Genomic DNA, 17,123 nt, shown 5'->3' with positions numbered 1-17,123 from the left:
AGAACCGGACATGACTACCACCGTCGATCACGCCCCCGATCATTCCCACGATCACGGGCATGGGCACGCTCACGATGAGCACGCACACGACCACCCGCACGGCTGGCGCCGCTGGCTCTTCGCCACCAACCACAAGGACATCGGCACGCTCTACCTGTGGTTCTCGTTCACCATGCTGCTCTCGGGCGGGGTGCTGGCGTTGTTGATCCGGGCCGAGCTGTTCCATCCGGGCCTGCAGTTCTTCCGGCCGGAGTTCTTCAACCAGCTCACCACCATGCACGGCCTGGTGATGGTGTTCGGCGCGATCATGCCGGCCTTCGTGGGCTTTGCCAACTGGATGATTCCGCTGCAGATCGGCGCCTCCGACATGGCCTTTGCGCGCATGAACAACTTCTCGTTCTGGCTGCTGCCGCCGGCCGCGCTGCTGCTGGCCGGTTCCTTCCTGGTGCCGGGCGGTGCCACCGCAGCCGGCTGGACGCTGTATGCCCCGCTGTCGACCCAGATGGGACCCGGCATGGACATGGCCATCTTCGCCATGCACATCATGGGTGCCTCCTCCATCATGGGCTCGATCAACATCATCGTCACCATCCTCAACATGCGCGCGCCCGGCATGACGCTGATGAAGATGCCCATGTTCTGCTGGACCTGGCTCATCACCGCCTATCTGCTCATCGCGGTCATGCCGGTGCTGGCCGGCGCCATCACCATGACGCTCACCGACCGTCATTTCGGTACCTCCTTCTTCAATGCCGCCGGTGGCGGTGACCCGGTGATGTACCAGCACATCTTCTGGTTCTTCGGTCACCCCGAGGTCTACATCATGATCCTGCCGGCCTTCGGCATCGTCTCGCAGATCATCCCGGCCTTCGCCCGCAAGCCGCTGTTCGGCTATGCCTCGATGGTGTATGCGACGGCATCGATTGCAATCCTGTCCTTCATCGTCTGGGCGCACCACATGTTTACCACCGGCATGCCGGTGACCGCGCAGCTGTTCTTCATGTACGCCACCATGTTGATCGCCGTGCCCACCGGCGTGAAGATCTTCAACTGGATCGCCACCATGTGGCGCGGCTCCATGACCTTCGAGACGCCGATGCTGTTCTCGGTGGGCTTCATCTTCGTCTTCACCATGGGTGGCTTCACCGGGCTGATCCTGGCGGTCACCCCCATCGACATCCAGATGCAGGATACCTACTACGTGGTGGCGCACTTCCACTACGTGCTGGTGGCCGGTTCGCTGTTCGCGCTCTTCGCCGGTTACTACTACTGGGGCCCCAAGTGGACCGGCTTCATGTACAACGAATGGCGCGGCAAGTTCCATTTCTGGGCCTCGCTGATCACCTTCAACATCACCTTCTTCCCCATGCACTTCCTGGGGCTGGCGGGCATGCCGCGTCGTTATGCGGATTATCCGGCGCAGTTCACCGACTTCAACATGATCGCCTCCATCGGTGCCTTCGGTTTCGGGCTGTCGCAGGTGTACTTCCTGTTCTTCGTGGTGATCCCCTCGATCAAGGGGGGCAAGAAGGCCGAGGCCAAGCCCTGGGAAGGCGCGGAAGGACTGGAATGGACCGTGCCCAGCCCGGCGCCCTTCCACACCTTCGAGGAACCGCCGGTGGTGAAGTGAGCGCCAGTGGATAACACAAGTCATCGCAGCTAATGCAAAGGCAAGCCTCATGACCGAACGCAAGAAACCCAACAACCTGCGCACCGCCCTGCTGCTGGGGCTGGTGGCGCTGGCCTTCTTCGTCGGCATCTTCGTCAACCGCATCTGGTTCGCCCGATGAGCAGAGACGACGATCCGGCGGAGGAGGGAGCAGCACCCGGCCTGAACCGCGTGATGCTCAAGAAGCTCCTGGTGGTGGCGGTGCTGATGTTCGGCTTCGGCTACGCGCTCATTCCGGTCTATCGCAAGATTTGCGAGGTCACGGGCGTGAACTTCCTCACGCCCAAGGATGCAAACGTGGAAGCGCCGGCCAACACGCAGATCGACAAGTCGCGCACCATCACCGTGGAGTTCGACGGCAATGCCCAGGGTCCGTGGCGTTTTCGTCCGACCGTGTCCAGCCTGCAGGTGCATCCGGGCGAGATGACCCAGGTCACCTATGAAGTGGTCAACACCCAGCCGCGCAATGTGGATGCCCAGGCCATCCCCAGCTATGCGCCGCTGCAGTCGGCGGCTTTCTTCAAGAAGGTGGAGTGCTTCTGCTTTACGCAGCAGACGCTGGGGCCGAATCAGGCCAAGCAGATGCCGGTGGTGTTCTACATCGATCCCAAGCTGCCCAAGGAGGTGACCACGATCACGCTGTCCTATACCTTCTTCGAGATCAACGGCAAGAACAAGACGGCGGGTTGAGAGGCCCGGAGGAGCTGGTGTGAACGATGAGCTGAAACAGGCTGCGCAGCGCAAGGCGTCGTTCGGCGCGACGATGAAGGCGGTGTTCTGGTCCTTCTTCGGCGTGCGCAAGCGCAAGGATTACGAGTCGGATGCGGCACGCCTGAATCCGGTCCACGTCATCATCGCCGGCATTCTCGGTGCGGCGATCTTCGTCGCCGTGCTGGTGAGCATCGTCAAGCTGGTGGTGCGCGGCGCCGCAGGTGGGTGAGCGTGACCGAAAAAGAGCATTAAGGAAAAGTGAACCCTGGATCGCAAGAGTATTTAATGCAGCTTAATGCTCGTGTTTGCTGCTCTTGCCCCAGGCCAGAACAATCGGATTTCGTACCGGGAGAAGAACATGAGTTCTCAACAAGCCAAGGCGCCCCATTACTTCGTTCCAGGCCCGTCGCGCTGGCCGATGATGGCCGGCATTTCCATGCTCATCACCATGATCGGGGCCTCGGGTTGGGTCAATGGTCTGGCATGGGCACCGTACGTCAACATCCTCGGCATCCTGATGGTGCTGGTGGTGCTGTACTACTGGTTTGGCGATGCCATCGGCGAGTCCGAGTCCGGGCTCTACAGCGAGCGCATCGACCTGTCCTATCGCTGGAGCATGAGCTGGTTCATCTTCTCGGAGGTGATGTTCTTCGCCGCCTTCTTCGGTGCCCTGTTCTATGCGCGCAGCATCACCATGCCGTGGCTGGCCGATCTCGACCACAAGATGATCTGGCCCGACTTCACCGGCCAGTGGGGCAATGTCGGCCCGGCCGGTACGGTGGAGAATTTCACCACCATGGGGCCGTTCCCCATCCCGACCATCAACACCCTGCTGCTGCTGAGCTCGGGTGTGGCGCTGACCATCTCGCACCACGCCATGCGCGCCGGACATCGTACCCGGACGGCGGTGTGGCTGTTCCTGACCATCCTGCTGGGCGCGGTGTTCATGGGCTTCCAGGCCTATGAATACATCCACGCCTACAGCGAGCTGAATCTCAAGCTCAGCTCGGGCATCTATGGATCGACCTTCTTCATGCTGACCGGCTTCCACGGTTTCCACGTGACCATGGGTGCGATCATGCTGTCGGTGGTGCTCTATCGTGTGCTGCGCGGGCACTTCACGCCCACCCATCACTTCGCCTTCGAAGGTGCGGCCTGGTACTGGCACTTCGTGGACGTGGTGTGGCTGGGGCTGTATGTGGTGGTGTACTGGTTGTAAGGCGGGCACGCCTTCTGCAATGACAAAGCCGCACCTCGGTGCGGCTTTTTTATGCGATGCGTACGATGCGTGGGGAGGAGCTCAGCGGATGCCGGTCGGCTGTATCCAGCCCAGCTTGTAGCTCAGCAGGATGAAGAGGAACAGCGCCACCGAGAAGCCGACCCGCAAGGTGAGCGCCTGGACGGTGCGGTTGCTGCGGCCCTTGTCGCGCATGAGAAAGATCAGTGCCGAGGCCAGGCTGGCCAGGATCAGGATGAAGGCGATGGCGACGACGATTTTCATGAGGATGCAATCCTGTCTCCGAAGGCGTGCATGCGGTATGCTGCGACGCTGGTGTGTATGTGATTTTTCTTGTCCCGTGTGCGCTTCATTGTAAGGCCAAACTTCATCGATGCCGACCCGATTCGTTTTTCGCCTCATTCCGTTTTGCGCCACGCTGATCGTGGCTGCCGCCGGGTTTGCACTGGGCCAGTGGCAGACCCATCGTGCCGAAGAAAAACTGGCGCTGCAGCAGCGCATGCAGGCGCGTGGCAGCCAGGCGCCCCTGGTGGCGCTGCCTGCCGATGCAGGCGATGCGGAGTTCCGCCACATCCGCCTGCGCGGCCGCTTCCTCCCGCAGTGGACGCTCTACCTGGAGAACCGCCCCTACAACGGCGCCGTGGGCTTCCATGTGCTCACGCTGTTCCAGCCCGAGCACAGTGCGCAAGCCGTGGTCGTGGTGCGTGGCTGGGCGCCGCGTGATGCGGCCGAGCGCACCCGTGTGCCGCAGGTGCCGCCTCCGTCGGGCGTGACCGAGGTGGACGGCATCCTGCGCCGGGATGCCGGGCATGTCCTGCAACTGGGAACAGCCGATGCACCGCGTCCTCAAGCCATCCTGCAAAATCTGGATCTGCCGGCCCTGTCCAAGGCCAGCGGCCTGCCGCTGGCACCGCTGGTGATCGAGCAGGGCGGGGCGGCAGGCGACACCCTGGTACGCGACTGGCCGGCCCCTTCGCTGGGCATCGATCGTCATCGTGGCTATGCCGTGCAGTGGTATGCGCTGGCGGGGATGGCCCTTCTTTTTTTCATCGTGACAGGATTCAAACGTGGTCGTCATGACAAAGCCTGATATTTCGCAATCGCCTCAAGCCACCGCCCAGGACGAGGCGCGTCGTCGCCGCAGCGGCCGCTGGAAGATGCTGGCGGTGCTGGCCGTGTGCGCCGCACCGCTGATCGCTTCCTATCTGACCTATTACGTGATCAAGCCGCAGAGCCGCAACAACTATGGCGCGCTGATCGATCCACGCCAGTATCCCATCCCCGATCTCGGCAGCAGCGCCATCGATGGCGGCCCGGCCCGGCTGCAGGATTACAAGGGCAAGTGGGTGATGCTGCAGGTCGATGGCGGCGACTGCGGCGAGCCCTGCCAGAACAAACTGCTGACCATGCGCCAGCTGCGGCTCATGCAAGGCAAGGAAATGGACCGCATCGAACGGGTGTGGCTGGTCACCGACCGCGTACCGATTGCGACCCTGCTCCTGCGCGAATTCGACGGAACCGATATCCTTCGGGTTGACGCTGGCAAATTGCAGTCCTGGTTGCCGGTCGATGCCGGGACCTCGGCGCGCGACCACATCTATCTGATTGACCCGCTGGGCAACCTGATGATGCGCTTCCCCAAGGACCCCGACCCCGGCAAGATGAAGAAGGACATTTCCAAGTTGCTGCGCGCTTCCTCCATCGGCTGATGCCGCGTGGAGGCGAGTGTGTGGTGACGCAAGTTTGACTCAAGATGAATGCAACGACGCTGATACAACTGGGCCTGACCGGGCTCGTGGTGGCCCTGATTCCGCTGGCGCTGGTGTGGCGCGCCCAGGGTGTGGTCAACAAATACCGCAAGCTGGTGTGGGTGACGCTGTTCTTTACCTTCGACCTGATCATGTTCGGCGCCTTCACGCGCCTGACCGATTCGGGCCTGGGCTGCCCTGACTGGCCGGGCTGCTACAGCCACGCCAATCCGCTCCTGGCGCATGAACACATCAATGCCGCAGAAGAGGCCATGCCCTTTGGTCCGGTGACCTGGGCCAAGGCCTGGATCGAGATGATCCATCGCTATTTCGCCATGGCCGTGGGTTTCCTCATCATCGTGCTGATGGTGGTGGCGTGGCGGCGCTGGATGCGCTCGGGCAAGACCGAACTGCAGTTCCGTCCGTGGTTCCCGACGGCGCTGCTGGGCTTCGTCTGCCTGCAGGGGGCCTTCGGTGCCTGGACCGTGACCATGAAGCTGCAGCCGATCATCGTCACCACGCATCTGCTGCTCGGACTGACTCTGCTGGCCATGCTGACCTGGCTGGCAGCGCGGCAGGAGCCGCATGCAGCGGTCTCGGCGGGCGGACGCGCACTGATCGTGCCGGCCACCGTGGGGGCCGCGCTGCTGGGCTTGCAGATCGCGCTGGGCGGCTGGGTCAGCACCAATTACGCGGCGCTGGCCTGCTCCGACTTCCCGCTGTGCAATGGCAAGCTGGTGCCGGACATGGACTTCGAACATGGCTTCACGCTCTGGCGCCACCTTGGCATGACGGCCTCCGGCGATTACCTGCCGGTCGAAGCGCTGACCGCCATCCATTGGGTGCATCGCAGTTTTGCCTTTGTCGTCATCTTGTATGTTGTATGGCTGGCACACCGGGCGCTGCGCGAGGAGGGCTTGCGCAAGACCGGCCGCTGGATGCTGACGGTGCTGGGTTTGCAGCTCTGTACTGGACTGGCGACCATCTATCTGAACTGGCCGCTGGCCATTGCCGTGCTGCATAACGGCGGCGCGGCGCTGCTGGTCATCCTGATGGTCATGTTAAACTACAAGGTCCGTTACGCACCCTCCGGCCTGGCCGCCGCTGCTCCACCAGCATCCGCCCGGCCCGTCACGCCATGACCACATTGACCGCCCAACCCAACCGCATCGCCCAGTACTGGGCACTGACCAAGCCGCGCGTGACGCAGCTGGCGGTGTTCTGTGCCGTGATCGGCATGTTCCTCTCCACGCCCGATCTGCCGGACTGGCGCAAGGTCGTCTTCGGCACCTTGGGCATCTGGCTCCTGGCCGGTGCGGCCTTCGCCATCAACTGCCTGGTCGAGCGCGAGATCGATTCGCGCATGGCGCGCACCGCCCGCCGTCCGATGGCGCGCGGCGAGATCACGGTGGGCCAGACCCTGGTGTTCTCAGGCGTGCTGGGCGGCCTGGGCATGTGGGTGCTGTACAACCTGGTCAATCCGCTGACCATGTGGCTGACCTTCGCCACCTTCGTCGGCTACGCCATCATCTACACCATCATCTTGAAACCGGCGACCTCGCAGAACATCGTCATCGGCGGCCTGGCCGGTGCCATGCCGCCCGCGCTGGGCTGGGCGGCCATGGCCAATGACGTGCCGATGCAGGCCTGGGTGCTGGTGATGATCATCTTCATCTGGACCCCGCCGCATTTCTGGGCGCTGGCCATGTACCGCCGCGACGACTACGCCAAGTCCGGCCTGCCGATGCTGCCCATCACGCATGGCATGGAGGTGACCAAGCTGCATATCCTCATGTACACCATCGCACTGCTGGCGGTGAGCATGCTGCCCTTTGCCATCGGCATGAGCGGGCTGATCTACCTGGGCTCGGCCATTGTGCTGGGGGCGATCTTCTTCTGGTATTCGTGGCAGATCTACCGTCACTACACCGATCTGATCGCGCGCAAGGCCTTTGCCTATTCCATCATCTATCTGTCCATCCTGTTTGCGGTGTTGCTGGTGGACCATTACTTCCTGTTCCGTAGTTTCTGACCTCATGAAAAGATTCTTCTCGGCGCTGCTGCTGGCCGCTTGCGCGACGCTGCTGGCGGCTTGCGGTCCCTCCAAACCTGAACTGAAGTTCAACAATACCGATGTCACCGGGCTGGACTATGCGCGCGATTTCGCGCTCACCGACCACACCGGCAAGCCGCGCACCCTGGCCGATTTCAAGGGCAAGGTGGTGGTGATGTTCTTCGGCTATACCCAATGTCCGGACGTCTGTCCGACCACCATGGTAGAGATGTCCAACGTGATGAAGGAACTGGGTCCGGATGCGGACCGCGTGCAGGTCCTGTTCGTCACCGTTGACCCCGAGCGCGATACCCAGGAAGTACTGGCGCAATACGTGCCTGCCTTCGACAAGCGCTTCCTCGGACTGCGTGGTGACCTGCAACAGACCGAGAAGGTGGCCAAGGAATTCAAGGTGTTCTACCAGAAGGTGCCGGGCAAGCAGCCGGGCAGCTATACCATGGACCACACCGCCGGCAGCTACGTCTTCGATCCGCAGGGCCATATCCGGCTGTTCGTCAAGCACGGCCAGGGTCCGCAGACGCTGGCGCATGACATCAAGCTGCTGCTCTCGTGATGCTGCGGGAAAAGGGATAAAAAAGAGATAAAAAAGAGATAAACGATATAAATCGTTTGAATGAAAAGAAAGGCGCCCGAGGGCGCCTTTCTTGTTGGTGCTGCTGAACCGGTCTGAAGAATCGAAGAATCGATCAGGAGTAAGCCTGCAGCGCGGTCTTCATCTTCTTCAGCGCCACTGCCTCGATCTGGCGGATACGTTCGGCCGAGACGCCGAACTCGTCGGCCAGCTCATGCAGGGTCGCACCCGAGCCATCGTCATTGGCCAGCCAGCGGGCTTCGACGATACGGCGCGAGCGGTCATCCAGCTTGGACAGGGCGGCTTCCAGGCCTTCGGACTGCAGGCGGTCGTACTGCTTGGCCTCGATCACGCGGGTCGGTTCCGAATTGTCGGAGGACAGGTAGGCGATGGGCGCGAACTTGTCATCGTCGTCATCGGTGGGCGACTCCAGGGCGATATCGCGACCGGACAGACGGGTTTCCATCTCGATGACTTCCTCGCGCTTGACGTCCAGGGTCTTGGCCAGGGCCTCCACCTGGGCCGGGGTCATTGCGTCCAGACCTTCCTTGTGGCTGCGCAGGTTGAAGAACAGCTTGCGCTGGGCCTTGGTGGTGGCGACCTTCACCAGACGCCAGTTCTTCAGGATGTACTCGTGGATCTCGGCCTTGATCCAGTGCATGGCATAGGACACCAGACGCACGTTCTGGGCCGGGTCGAAGCGCTTGACGGCCTTCATCAGGCCGATGTTGCCTTCCTGGATCAGGTCGGCATGTGGCAGACCGTAGCCCAGATAGCCACGGGCGATCGACACCACCAGACGCAGGTGTGACAACACCATTTTCTGGGCCGCGCCCAGGTCGTTCTTTTCACGCAGGTCACGCGCCAGCTTGACCTCTTCCTCGTGGGTCAGCATGGGCAGGCGGTTCACTGCCGAGATGTACGCGTCGATGTTGCCCAGGCTGCCGGAAAAACCCAGCGCGAGTGCATTGGACTCGGCAGGCATGAGTGCAGTTTGTGCAGACGCAGATTTCATGGATTCTCCTTGGTTCCTTTGCGGAAACGGTTGAAACGGTAGGAAGCAGAGGCTTCGGTGACCAGGGGCGATGTTCCCGACTTCCCTGGTGCGGCCACACGGGCCGGTACTGTTTGATGCAGTGCTCCACGAAAACTGGAGCAATTCGATAAGGTATTCTAGCACTCGTCACCCCGGAGTGCTAATAGCATGATGGTGAAGGGTCAATAGTGCAATCCTATTGCTTTTCAGCCAATCATTGCATTCCATTCCCTTTATATTAGTCGCCTTTGGGCGACAAAAGTTGCGATCGGGGTCAAAAGGAGGCCAGAAACTTGTAACACTTTTTTGCAGCGCGCAAGACGAAGACAAACGGACGCGGCAGACCTGCCAGGACGACAGGGACGGGCATTGGCCCGATGGCAGCTCGTCATCTGACGAGCTTGCTGCTGTTTAGAAGACGCGGGGAGGGCAAGTTTATTGTTGGCGATGGGCTGGCCCGATAGAATTTCTCGCCAGAAAGTCCAAAGCCCGCAACAGCGGGCTTTGTCCTCAATTTACAGGGGCACGACCAATTGCCTGGAAAACCCCTGTCTCTATGGCGGCGAGTATAGCACCCGACGCACTTCACTTTCAACCGGCTCACGGCATGCTGAAACACCTCACTGCAGCTCGCTTGTCCACTCTCCAGCGCTTCTTCCTCACGACTTCGCACGGCGATACGCTCGGATGTTATGCCTGGACCCAGGCGGTTGCCGCTGGCATGTTGCCGCTGCTGGCCGATGTCGAGGTATCGCTGCGCAATGCCGTGCACGGTGCGTTGTCGCGTCATTACGGCGCGCGCGATTCCTTTGGCTGGATGATGCCCAGACCGAATCCGGCGCACGCCGTCAATCCCGCCGCTCCTCCGATGCTGCCGCCGGTGCACAAACTGAGTTCGAGATCCCGTGATGATGTGGTCTGTGCGATCGACAAAGTCAAAGGCAGGAAACCATCTGCCCATGTCGTCACCCCGGATGACGTGGTGGCGACATTGCCCTTTGGATTCTGGGAGGTGCTCATCGGCGCGCTCGCGCATCACGCGCAGCCAGCAGGGTTGCAGGCGGCGATCCTGGCGGCAGTCTTTCCGCATGCGCCAGATACGCAGGCTTTCCCCTATGACAGTGCTGCGTTCAGGAAGCGGGTGGTCGCTCTGCTCAAGCGGATACGCGACGTACGCAACCGCATCGGGCACCACGACGCCATCTGGAAGATTCCTGAATTCGACCGTTTTGGCGTCCTGGGTCTTATCCCGCGTCGGCCCAGGCAAACCGTCAACAGCCTGCGTCTACTCGTCGATAACCTGTTCTGGTTTGCCGGCTGGATCGACCCGGTGATCTCTCTGCACTTGCGCAAGAGCGAGCACTGGTGGTCATTGCAGACCTTGCTCGACCGGCAGGCACTGGCGATCTATCGTCGTTGCGCCGGCGGTGCCGGCACCTATCGGCTAGTGCTGGACAGTGCAACACCGCCCGGCCATGGCAAGCATCGCATGACCAAGGGCAAGCGTACCCTGTCTCGCGTCCGACGTGACATCACGCGTTATTTCTTCTGATCAGTGCAACGAGAGCCCTTGCACCTCAAGCCTTCCTGGCCAACTGCCTGCGTACCGACAGCATCGCCCCGAACAAGCCCAGCAAGCCGCTGGCGGCCAGCAGCAGGCCGATGGCCATGGGGCTGGGCAGGGCCAGCTGGAATTCCGAGGCATACAGGTGGGCAAAGTCCAGAATGGCTGCATTGAGCGGCTGCTGCGCCGCCACCACCAGCCCCAGCGCCACCAGACCCGCACACAGACCCAGCAGGGCGCCGGTGTAGTAGAACGGACGATAGATGAAGGAATTGGTCGCCCCGAACAAGCGCGAGACCTCGATCTCGTCGCGCTGCGTCATCACCTGCAGACGGATGGTGTTGAACACCACCGCCACCACCACCGCACCCAGCGTCATCCCCAGGAACAGCAGTACCAGCCGCAGGATGCGCAGCAGCGCCGCCAGCCGCTTGACCCATTCGGAATCGATCTGCACGGTATCCACGCCCGGTTGCTTCTTCAGCTGCTGGGCAATGTCATCCACGCGGGTGGCATTCATGGCGTTCTCGAAGCCCGGCAGGCGCACCACATAGCCGTCCGGCAGCGGATTGCTGCCCAGCGTGTTGAGCACGTCGGCCAGCCCGGTCTTGCTCTTCAAGGCATCGAACGCCTTCTCGCGCGGGATGAATTCGACCTTGCCGTTGGTGTTGCCGTCCTTCAACACCTGACTGATGGTCTTGCCCACCGCCAGGGCAGCCTCGCGGCTGGCGTCGGGCTTCATGAAGAGGCTGATCTCCGGCTCCACCGACATCTGGTCCGAGATCGGCCGCACATTTTCCAGGGCCGACAGGCCCGCAAAGGGCAGCGCCAGCGCAATCGAGACCACCAGCACGTTGAGCAGGAAATTGCCGGGCGAGCGCAGCAGGTGGCGCAGCGCATCGGCGATGGCGGCGAAATGCTGTCCGAGCCAGTTCATGGCGATACCTCCACGGGATTGGCGACGCCGTTGTGCCAGCCATCGACGATGCGGCCACGGTCCAGATAGACGATGCGGTCGGCACCGGTGAGAAAAGTCTCGTCGTGGGTTGAAATCAGGCAGGTCACGCCCACCCCGTGGAAGGATTTCAAGGCCGCCAGCACCTTGTTGGCATTGGCGCGATCCAGGTTGGCGGTGGGTTCGTCGGCCAGGATGATCTGCGGCCGGTTGACGATGGCGCGCGCAATGGCCACCCGCTGCTGCTCGCCCCCGGAGAGCTCCAGCGGTTCGCAGCGCGCCTTGTCCAGCAGATCGACCTTGTCCAGCGCGGCGCGGGCGCGCTTTTCGGCGTCCGGGCGGGAAGAGCCGGTCACGATCAGCGGCAGCATCACGTTGGCCAGCAGATTGCGGTCCAGCAACAGTTTCTGTTGCTGGAAGATCAGGCCCAGGTTGCGTCGCAGATAGGGCAGCCCGGAAGGCTTGAGCCCCACGATGTCGGTCCCGCTGACGGTGAGCTTGCCCGAGGTGGGCCGCTCGATGGCCGCGATCATCTTCAGCAGGGTGGATTTGCCGGCGCCGGAAGGGCCGGCCAGGAAGATCAATTCGCCCTTCTTCACCGACAACGTAATGTCGCGCAGGGCATAGACCTCGCGCGCGTATTGCTTGGAAACCCGGGTAAATTCAATCATCGGTTCAACTCAGGAGGGCATCGACGAATTCGGTGGCGTTGAAGGCCTGCAGATCTTCGATCTGCTCGCCCACGCCGATGAAATACAGCGGCACCGGCCGGGTCTTGGCGATGGCGGCCAGGATGCCGCCCTTGGCCGTGCCATCCAGCTTGGTCACCACCAGGCCGGTCAGCCCCAGCGCATCATCGAAGGCCTTGACCTGGGCCAGGGCGTTCTGGCCGGTATTGCCGTCGATGACCAGCAGCACTTCGTGCGGCGCCGAGTTCATCGCCTTGGCAATGACCCGTTTGATCTTCTTGAGTTCATCCATCAGGTGCAGTTGCGTGGGCAGGCGACCAGCGGTGTCGACCATCACCACATGGGTGCCGCGCGCTTGTGCCGAGTGCACCGAGTCATAGGCCACGGCGGCCGGATCGCCGGATTCCTGGGCGATCACCTGGACGTTGTTGCGCTCGCCCCAGACCGCCAGCTGCTCGCGGGCGGCGGCGCGGAAGGTGTCGCCGGCGGCCAGCAATACCGACTGACCATGCGCCTGCAGGTGCAGCGCCAGCTTGCCGATGGTGGTGGTCTTGCCGGCGCCGTTGACACCGGCAATCATCATCACCAGCGGCTTCTCGCGACCCAGCACCAGCGGCCGCTGCAGGGGTTGCAGCAGGTCGATGAGCAGGGCGCGCAAGGCGGTACGCACCTGGGCGGCTTCGGTCAGGCGCTCGTTTTTGACCTTTTTCTTCAGTTCGTCCAGCAGCCAGCGGGTGGCCTCGACCCCGGCGTCCGACATCAGCAGGGCCGATTCCAGCTCTTCGTACAAATCTTCATCAATGCGCGCACCCACGAACAGCGTGGTCAGATTGCTCGATGTCTTGGACAGCCCCGCCTTGAGGCGCGACAGCCAGGAGCGCTTGGCCTCAGGGGCAGGCTCCGGAGCGGCCACGATCTCGACTTCTTCGGCCTGCTCTTGCACAACAGGCTCTGGCGCGGCCAGCGCTTGCGGCGCGGGTTCGGGCGCCACGACAGGGGCCGTAACGACAGGGGGGATGACAGGGGCAGCCGTGACGGGAGGGGGCACGACCGGTTGCGGCGCGGGTGCGGGCTCGGCCTGGGCCTGGGGCGGCAGCGCGGGTTGCGCTTCCGGTTTGGGTTTTCTCTTGAAGAAACTGAACATCGGATGGCGGATAGGCTGGATGGTAGCTGCGGCCGGGGCGGGGCAGGGCGGGACGGCAGACGCGTGGCTGCCCTGACAACCGCAGTGGACAGGTTACAATTGCCCTTCCACAAGCCCCGCGCATGGCCGCCAGGGTCAATGAATCCAGCATTTTATCAGAGCACAGCCCATGAAATTGAAGATCCGAGCCCTCCTGGCCACCGCCCTGTTGAGCCTGCTCGCCACCACGGCGACGCAGGTGCGGGCCGCGCCGGCGCAAGAGTTCGTGCTGGCCAATGGCATGAAGGTGGTCGTCAAGGAAGACCGGCGCGCGCCCACGGCGGTGCAGATGGTCTGGTACAAGGTTGGCAGCATCGATGAACTCAATGGCACCACGGGTGTATCGCACGCGCTGGAACACATGATGTTCAAGGGCACGAAGCACCACAAGGTCGGCGAATTCAGCCGCCTGGTGGCCGAACTGGGCGGGCAGGAAAACGCCTTCACCGCCAATGACTTCACCGCTTACTTCCAGCAGATCGAAAAGAGCCACCTGGAAAAGGTGATGGCTCTGGAAGCCGACCGCATGGCCAACCTGCAGTTCGACGCCAATGAATTCGCCAAGGAAATCCGCGTCATCATGGAAGAGCGCCGCTGGCGCACCGATGACCAGCCCATGGGCCTGCTCAACGAAGCCCTGAACGCCGCCGCCTGGACCGCCCATCCCTATCACCATCCGGTCATCGGCTGGATGGACGACCTGCAGCACATGAGCGTGCAGGATATCGCCAGCTGGTACCGCCAGTGGTATGCCCCCAACAATGCCACGCTGGTCGTGGCCGGTGATGTCGATGCCCAGCGTGTGCTGGTCCTGGCCAAAAAATATTTCGGCAAGATTCCTTCTCACCCCTTGCCCCGCGGCAAGCCGCAGAACGAGCCCGAGCAACTGGGCCTGCGTCGCGTCACCGTCAAGGCCCCGGCCGAGAATCCGTATGTGGTGATGGCCTGGAAGGTGCCGGCCTTGCGCCATGTGGAAGCCGACCAGGACGCCTACGCCCTCGATGTGCTCTCCGCCGTGCTGGATGGCTATGACAATGCCCGCCTGACGGCCAACCTGGTGCGCACCGCCAGTCAGGCCACCGCAGTGGGCGCCAGCTACAGCGGCGTGGCGCGCGGTCCGGTGCTGTTCACGCTGGAAGGCAGTCCGGCCAATGGCGTGACCACCGAACAGCTCGAGGGCCTGCTGCGCGCCGAGGTCCAGCGCATCGCCAGTGAAGGCGTGTCCGAACAGGAACTGCAGCGCGTGAAGACGCAACTGATCGCCTCCCAGGTCTACAAGCGCGATTCCGTCTTCGGCCAGGCCATGGAGATCGGCATGATGGAAACCACCGGCCTGGGCCAGAAGAACATCGACCGCATCATCGACCGCTTGAAAAGCGTGACCGCGGCCCAGGTGCAGGCGGTCGCGCAAAAATACTTCAAGGACGATACGCTCACCGTCGCCACGCTGGTGCCCCTGCCGCTGGACGGCAAGAAGCCCGCCGCGCCGCCGCCGGGCCTGCTGCATTGAGGATTGACGTTTTTTGCACCATTAAGTCGGGCTGAATGCTGTATTGAATGGCATTAACGCCAGCTTAATGGTGTACCCAAGTCGCTGAGTTCTTCCTGATCGATCGGCTTCTGTTCTTTACGGAGAAAACCATGCCCGTCATCGTCGTCGCCAATCCCAAGGGAGGCGTAGGCAAGACCACCCTGGCCACCAACCTGGCCGGTTATTTCGCCAGTCTTGGCCATGCCGTCATGCTGGGCGACATCGACCGCCAGCAATCCTCGCGTGCCTGGCTGTCGATCCGTCCGGAACAGGCACGCCCCATCAGTACCTGGGACATCAACGAGGACTACGTTGCCAAGCCCCCCAAGGGCAGCACCCACGTGGTGCTGGACACGCCCGCCGGGCTGCATGGCTGGCGTCTGAACGATACCCTCAAGCTGGCCGACAAGATCCTGGTACCGTTGCAGCCCTCGATCTTCGACATCCTGGCCACGCAGGATTTCCTGCGCCGCCTCGCCGCTGAAAAGGCGGTGCGCGAGGGCGAGATCGAGGTCGGCATCGTCGGCATGCGCGTCGATGCCCGTACCCGTTCGGCCGAGCAGCTGCAACGCTTCATCGAGGGGCTGAAGCTGCCGGTGCTGGGCCATCTGCGTGACACCCAGAACTATGTACAACTGGCCGCCCACGGCCTGACCCTGTGGGATATCGCACCCTCTCGCGTGCAGCGCGATCTCGACCAGTGGCGACCCATCCTCGATTGGATCGCCGGCCAGCCGGCCCCTGACCAGACCGCATGACAGCACGCATGCAGCCTCGCTTTCGATTGTCCTCTTCCATGAAAAAAACCTTCTCTCTCCTCTTGCTCCCGCTAGCCCTGTTGGCCAGCGCGCCCGCCTCGGCCGCCCTGGCCATCCAGTCCTGGACCCAGCCTGACGGCGCGCGCGTGCTGTTCGTGGCCAACCATGCCATCCCCATGCTGGATGTGAGCGTGCAGTTCGATGCCGGCCAGCGCCGCGATCCCGCCGACAAGGCCGGCCTGGCCGAGCTGACCGTGGCCAGCCTGACACGCGGCGTGGAGGCCGCCGACGGCGCGCCTGCCCTGAGCGAAGCGCAGATCCTGGACGGCTTTGCCGATGTTGCCGCCCAGCAGCAGGGCGGCGCCGGGCAGGACCGCGCGGGGGTGAGCCTGCGCACCCTGTCCTCGTCCGCCGAACGTGATGCCGCACTGGGCCTGCTGGGCCGCATGCTGGCCCATCCTGCCTTCCCGCAGGCCGGTCTTGAGCGTGACCGCGCACTGGCCATCGCCAACCTCAAGGAAGAGTTGACCAAGCCCGAAGCCATCGCCGAAAAAGCCTTCATGGCAGCGGCCTACGGTCGTCATCCCTATGCCGTCGAGGCCAGCGAAGCCAGCCTGCAAGCCATTACCCGCGAGGACCTGCTGGCTTTCCATCGCGCCCACTACGTGGCCAATCGCGCCGTCATCGCCTTGATCGGCGACATCAGCCAAGCGCAGGCGCGCGCCATTGCCAGCGCCCTCACGCGCGAGCTGCCGCAGGGTGCAGCCTTGCCGGCGCTGCCGCCGGTGACCGCGCCCAAGGGCGGGGAGCAGCGTATCGCCCATCCGGCCTCGCAATCGCACATCCTCATCGGTGCGCCGGCCATCCAGCGCGGCGACAATGATTTCTTCGCGCTGACCGTGGGCAACTATGTGTTGGGCGGTGGCGGCTTCGTCTCGCGCCTGACCGATGAAGTGCGCGAGAAGCGTGGCCTGAGCTACAGCGTCTACAGTTATTTCTCGCCCCTGGCCCAGCCCGGTCCCTTCCAGATCGGCCTGCAGACCAAGAAGGAACAGACCGCCGAAGCCCTGCGCGTGACCCGCGCCACGCTGGACAAATTCCTCCAGGAAGGACTAACAGCTGCCGAACTGAAGGCCGCCAAGGACAACCTCGCCGGTGGCTTCGCCCTGCGCATCGACAGCAATGCCAAGCTGCTGGAAAACCTCGCGGTGATCGGTTTCTACGGTTTGCCACTGGACTACCTGGACCACTGGATCGAGCGCATCCGTGCCGTGAGCGTGCAGGACGTGCGCGCGGCCTTCCGCAAGCATGTGCATCCGGACGAGTTGTCCACGGTCATCGTCGGCGCAGCCGCCGAGTAAATCATTTACCTCATTTGACATCGGCGGCCCCGCGCC

General features: G+C 62.7%; 19 protein-coding genes. 14 read left to right on the top strand and 5 right to left on the bottom strand.

Translation table 11 applies throughout. The features are described from left to right. The first annotated feature begins 10 nt into the window (after positions 1–10). From ctaD to HWE01_RS04885, 5 genes are all read left to right on the top strand, one after another. Positions 11–1,630 (top strand): cytochrome c oxidase subunit I, encoded by a 1,620-nt coding sequence (gene ctaD, locus HWE01_RS04905; RefSeq protein WP_008332625.1) that lies wholly within the window; start codon positions 11–13, stop codon positions 1,628–1,630. A 49-nt stretch (positions 1,631–1,679) separates the two neighbouring features. Next, on the top strand, positions 1,680–1,790 hold the full coding sequence (locus HWE01_RS04900) for a cytochrome oxidase small assembly protein (protein ID WP_217509972.1): 111 nt from the start codon (positions 1,680–1,682) through the stop codon (positions 1,788–1,790). Further along, positions 1,787–2,359 carry a cytochrome c oxidase assembly protein gene (locus tag HWE01_RS04895; protein WP_241821206.1) on the top strand — a complete coding sequence of 191 codons (573 nt, stop codon included), beginning with the start codon at positions 1,787–1,789 and terminating at the stop codon, positions 2,357–2,359. Before HWE01_RS04900 ends, HWE01_RS04895 begins: the two co-directional genes overlap by 4 nt. 19 nt (positions 2,360–2,378) lie before the next feature. Then, a complete protein-coding gene (locus HWE01_RS04890) occupies positions 2,379–2,609 on the top strand; it encodes a DUF2970 domain-containing protein (RefSeq protein WP_008332621.1) in 231 nt (76 codons plus the stop codon). A gap of 129 nt (positions 2,610–2,738) precedes the next feature. Then, entirely contained in the window at positions 2,739–3,599 is an 861-nt protein-coding gene (locus HWE01_RS04885; protein ID WP_241821205.1) for a cytochrome c oxidase subunit 3, read from the top strand. Positions 3,600–3,680: 81 nt separating this feature from the next. Here HWE01_RS04885 and HWE01_RS04880 read toward each other — a convergent pair whose 3' ends face one another. Next, positions 3,681–3,881, bottom strand: a complete 201-nt coding sequence (locus HWE01_RS04880) for a twin transmembrane helix small protein (RefSeq protein WP_008332618.1) — start codon at positions 3,879–3,881, stop codon at positions 3,681–3,683. A gap of 109 nt (positions 3,882–3,990) precedes the next feature. Between HWE01_RS04880 and HWE01_RS04875 the strand changes: the two genes are divergently transcribed. The 5 genes from HWE01_RS04875 to HWE01_RS04855 are packed head-to-tail and all read left to right on the top strand — an operon-like array spanning position 3,991 to position 7,992. Continuing rightward, positions 3,991–4,707, top strand: a complete 717-nt coding sequence (locus HWE01_RS04875) for an SURF1 family protein (RefSeq protein ID WP_241821204.1) — start codon at positions 3,991–3,993, stop codon at positions 4,705–4,707. After that, the gene (locus HWE01_RS04870) at positions 4,694–5,326 is read left to right on the top strand and encodes an SCO family protein (protein WP_241821203.1); all 633 of its coding nucleotides are present in this window, start codon (positions 4,694–4,696) and stop codon (positions 5,324–5,326) included. The genes HWE01_RS04875 and HWE01_RS04870 overlap by 14 nt, the downstream gene beginning before the upstream one ends. 44 nt (positions 5,327–5,370) lie before the next feature. Next, a complete protein-coding gene (locus HWE01_RS04865; RefSeq protein ID WP_008332613.1) occupies positions 5,371–6,507 on the top strand; it encodes a COX15/CtaA family protein in 1,137 nt (378 codons plus the stop codon). Further along, positions 6,504–7,397, top strand: a complete 894-nt coding sequence (cyoE, locus tag HWE01_RS04860; RefSeq protein ID WP_034351333.1) for a heme o synthase — start codon at positions 6,504–6,506, stop codon at positions 7,395–7,397. The genes HWE01_RS04865 and cyoE overlap by 4 nt, the downstream gene beginning before the upstream one ends. A gap of 4 nt (positions 7,398–7,401) precedes the next feature. Further along, entirely contained in the window at positions 7,402–7,992 is a 591-nt protein-coding gene (locus HWE01_RS04855; RefSeq protein WP_008332611.1) for an SCO family protein, read from the top strand. 133 nt (positions 7,993–8,125) lie between these two features. Here HWE01_RS04855 and rpoH read toward each other — a convergent pair whose 3' ends face one another. Then, the gene (gene rpoH, locus HWE01_RS04850) at positions 8,126–9,025 is read right to left on the bottom strand and encodes an RNA polymerase sigma factor RpoH (RefSeq protein ID WP_175344764.1); all 900 of its coding nucleotides are present in this window, start codon (positions 9,023–9,025) and stop codon (positions 8,126–8,128) included. A gap of 628 nt (positions 9,026–9,653) precedes the next feature. Between rpoH and HWE01_RS04845 the strand changes: the two genes are divergently transcribed. Continuing rightward, positions 9,654–10,598 (top strand): hypothetical protein, encoded by a 945-nt coding sequence (locus HWE01_RS04845; protein WP_241821202.1) that lies wholly within the window; start codon positions 9,654–9,656, stop codon positions 10,596–10,598. A gap of 25 nt (positions 10,599–10,623) precedes the next feature. On the opposite strand, the gene ftsX is transcribed toward HWE01_RS04845, so the two are convergent. Genes ftsX through ftsY form a run of 3 tightly spaced genes read right to left on the bottom strand, consistent with a single transcriptional unit; the run spans position 10,624 to position 13,398 of the window. Beyond that, positions 10,624–11,547 (bottom strand): permease-like cell division protein FtsX, encoded by a 924-nt coding sequence (gene ftsX / locus HWE01_RS04840; RefSeq protein ID WP_241821201.1) that lies wholly within the window; start codon positions 11,545–11,547, stop codon positions 10,624–10,626. After that, positions 11,544–12,236, bottom strand: coding sequence for a cell division ATP-binding protein FtsE (locus HWE01_RS04835; protein WP_008332606.1), 693 nt, complete (start codon positions 12,234–12,236; stop codon positions 11,544–11,546). The genes ftsX and HWE01_RS04835 overlap by 4 nt, the downstream gene beginning before the upstream one ends. Positions 12,237–12,240: 4 nt before the next feature. After that, a complete protein-coding gene (ftsY, locus tag HWE01_RS04830) occupies positions 12,241–13,398 on the bottom strand; it encodes a signal recognition particle-docking protein FtsY (RefSeq protein ID WP_034351331.1) in 1,158 nt (385 codons plus the stop codon). A gap of 169 nt (positions 13,399–13,567) precedes the next feature. On the opposite strand from ftsY, the gene HWE01_RS04825 reads away from it, so the two are divergent. The 3 genes from HWE01_RS04825 to HWE01_RS04815 all read left to right on the top strand — a co-directional run bounded on the left by HWE01_RS04825 (position 13,568) and on the right by HWE01_RS04815 (position 17,087). After that, complete coding sequence (locus HWE01_RS04825) at positions 13,568–14,947, top strand: M16 family metallopeptidase (protein WP_241821200.1); 1,380 nt, start codon at positions 13,568–13,570, stop codon at positions 14,945–14,947. Between the two features lie 131 nt (positions 14,948–15,078). Next, the gene (locus HWE01_RS04820; RefSeq protein ID WP_008332602.1) at positions 15,079–15,726 is read left to right on the top strand and encodes a nucleotide-binding protein; all 648 of its coding nucleotides are present in this window, start codon (positions 15,079–15,081) and stop codon (positions 15,724–15,726) included. Positions 15,727–15,764: 38 nt separating this feature from the next. Further along, positions 15,765–17,087: a M16 family metallopeptidase gene (locus HWE01_RS04815; protein WP_241821199.1), complete on the top strand. Its 1,323-nt coding sequence runs from the start codon at positions 15,765–15,767 to the stop codon at positions 17,085–17,087. The last annotated feature ends 36 nt before the right edge of the window (positions 17,088–17,123 follow it).

It is taken from the genome of Herbaspirillum sp. C7C8 (assembly GCF_022627875.1).
Taxonomy (GTDB): domain Bacteria; phylum Pseudomonadota; class Gammaproteobacteria; order Burkholderiales; family Burkholderiaceae_D; genus Herbaspirillum.
Note: the sequence above shows the minus strand (reverse complement) of the source record. Positions and strands in the feature narration are given on the sequence as shown.

Coding starts and splice junctions, on each gene's coding strand:
- ctaD (WP_008332625.1), top strand. CDS start 11: ATGACTACCACCGTCGATCACGCCCCCGATCATTCCCACGATCACGGG.
- HWE01_RS04895 (WP_241821206.1), top strand. CDS start 1,787: ATGAGCAGAGACGACGATCCGGCGGAGGAGGGAGCAGCACCCGGCCTG.
- cyoE (WP_034351333.1), top strand. CDS start 6,504: ATGACCACATTGACCGCCCAACCCAACCGCATCGCCCAGTACTGGGCA.
- ftsY (WP_034351331.1), bottom strand. CDS start 13,398: ATGTTCAGTTTCTTCAAGAGAAAACCCAAACCGGAAGCGCAACCCGCG.
- HWE01_RS04820 (WP_008332602.1), top strand. CDS start 15,079: ATGCCCGTCATCGTCGTCGCCAATCCCAAGGGAGGCGTAGGCAAGACC.
- rpoH (WP_175344764.1), bottom strand. CDS start 9,025: ATGAAATCTGCGTCTGCACAAACTGCACTCATGCCTGCCGAGTCCAAT.
- HWE01_RS04865 (WP_008332613.1), top strand. CDS start 5,371: ATGAATGCAACGACGCTGATACAACTGGGCCTGACCGGGCTCGTGGTG.
- HWE01_RS04815 (WP_241821199.1), top strand. CDS start 15,765: ATGAAAAAAACCTTCTCTCTCCTCTTGCTCCCGCTAGCCCTGTTGGCC.
- ftsX (WP_241821201.1), bottom strand. CDS start 11,547: ATGAACTGGCTCGGACAGCATTTCGCCGCCATCGCCGATGCGCTGCGC.
- HWE01_RS04855 (WP_008332611.1), top strand. CDS start 7,402: ATGAAAAGATTCTTCTCGGCGCTGCTGCTGGCCGCTTGCGCGACGCTG.
- HWE01_RS04880 (WP_008332618.1), bottom strand. CDS start 3,881: ATGAAAATCGTCGTCGCCATCGCCTTCATCCTGATCCTGGCCAGCCTG.
- HWE01_RS04835 (WP_008332606.1), bottom strand. CDS start 12,236: ATGATTGAATTTACCCGGGTTTCCAAGCAATACGCGCGCGAGGTCTAT.
- HWE01_RS04900 (WP_217509972.1), top strand. CDS start 1,680: ATGACCGAACGCAAGAAACCCAACAACCTGCGCACCGCCCTGCTGCTG.
- HWE01_RS04885 (WP_241821205.1), top strand. CDS start 2,739: ATGAGTTCTCAACAAGCCAAGGCGCCCCATTACTTCGTTCCAGGCCCG.
- HWE01_RS04845 (WP_241821202.1), top strand. CDS start 9,654: ATGCTGAAACACCTCACTGCAGCTCGCTTGTCCACTCTCCAGCGCTTC.
- HWE01_RS04870 (WP_241821203.1), top strand. CDS start 4,694: ATGACAAAGCCTGATATTTCGCAATCGCCTCAAGCCACCGCCCAGGAC.
- HWE01_RS04875 (WP_241821204.1), top strand. CDS start 3,991: ATGCCGACCCGATTCGTTTTTCGCCTCATTCCGTTTTGCGCCACGCTG.
- HWE01_RS04825 (WP_241821200.1), top strand. CDS start 13,568: ATGAAATTGAAGATCCGAGCCCTCCTGGCCACCGCCCTGTTGAGCCTG.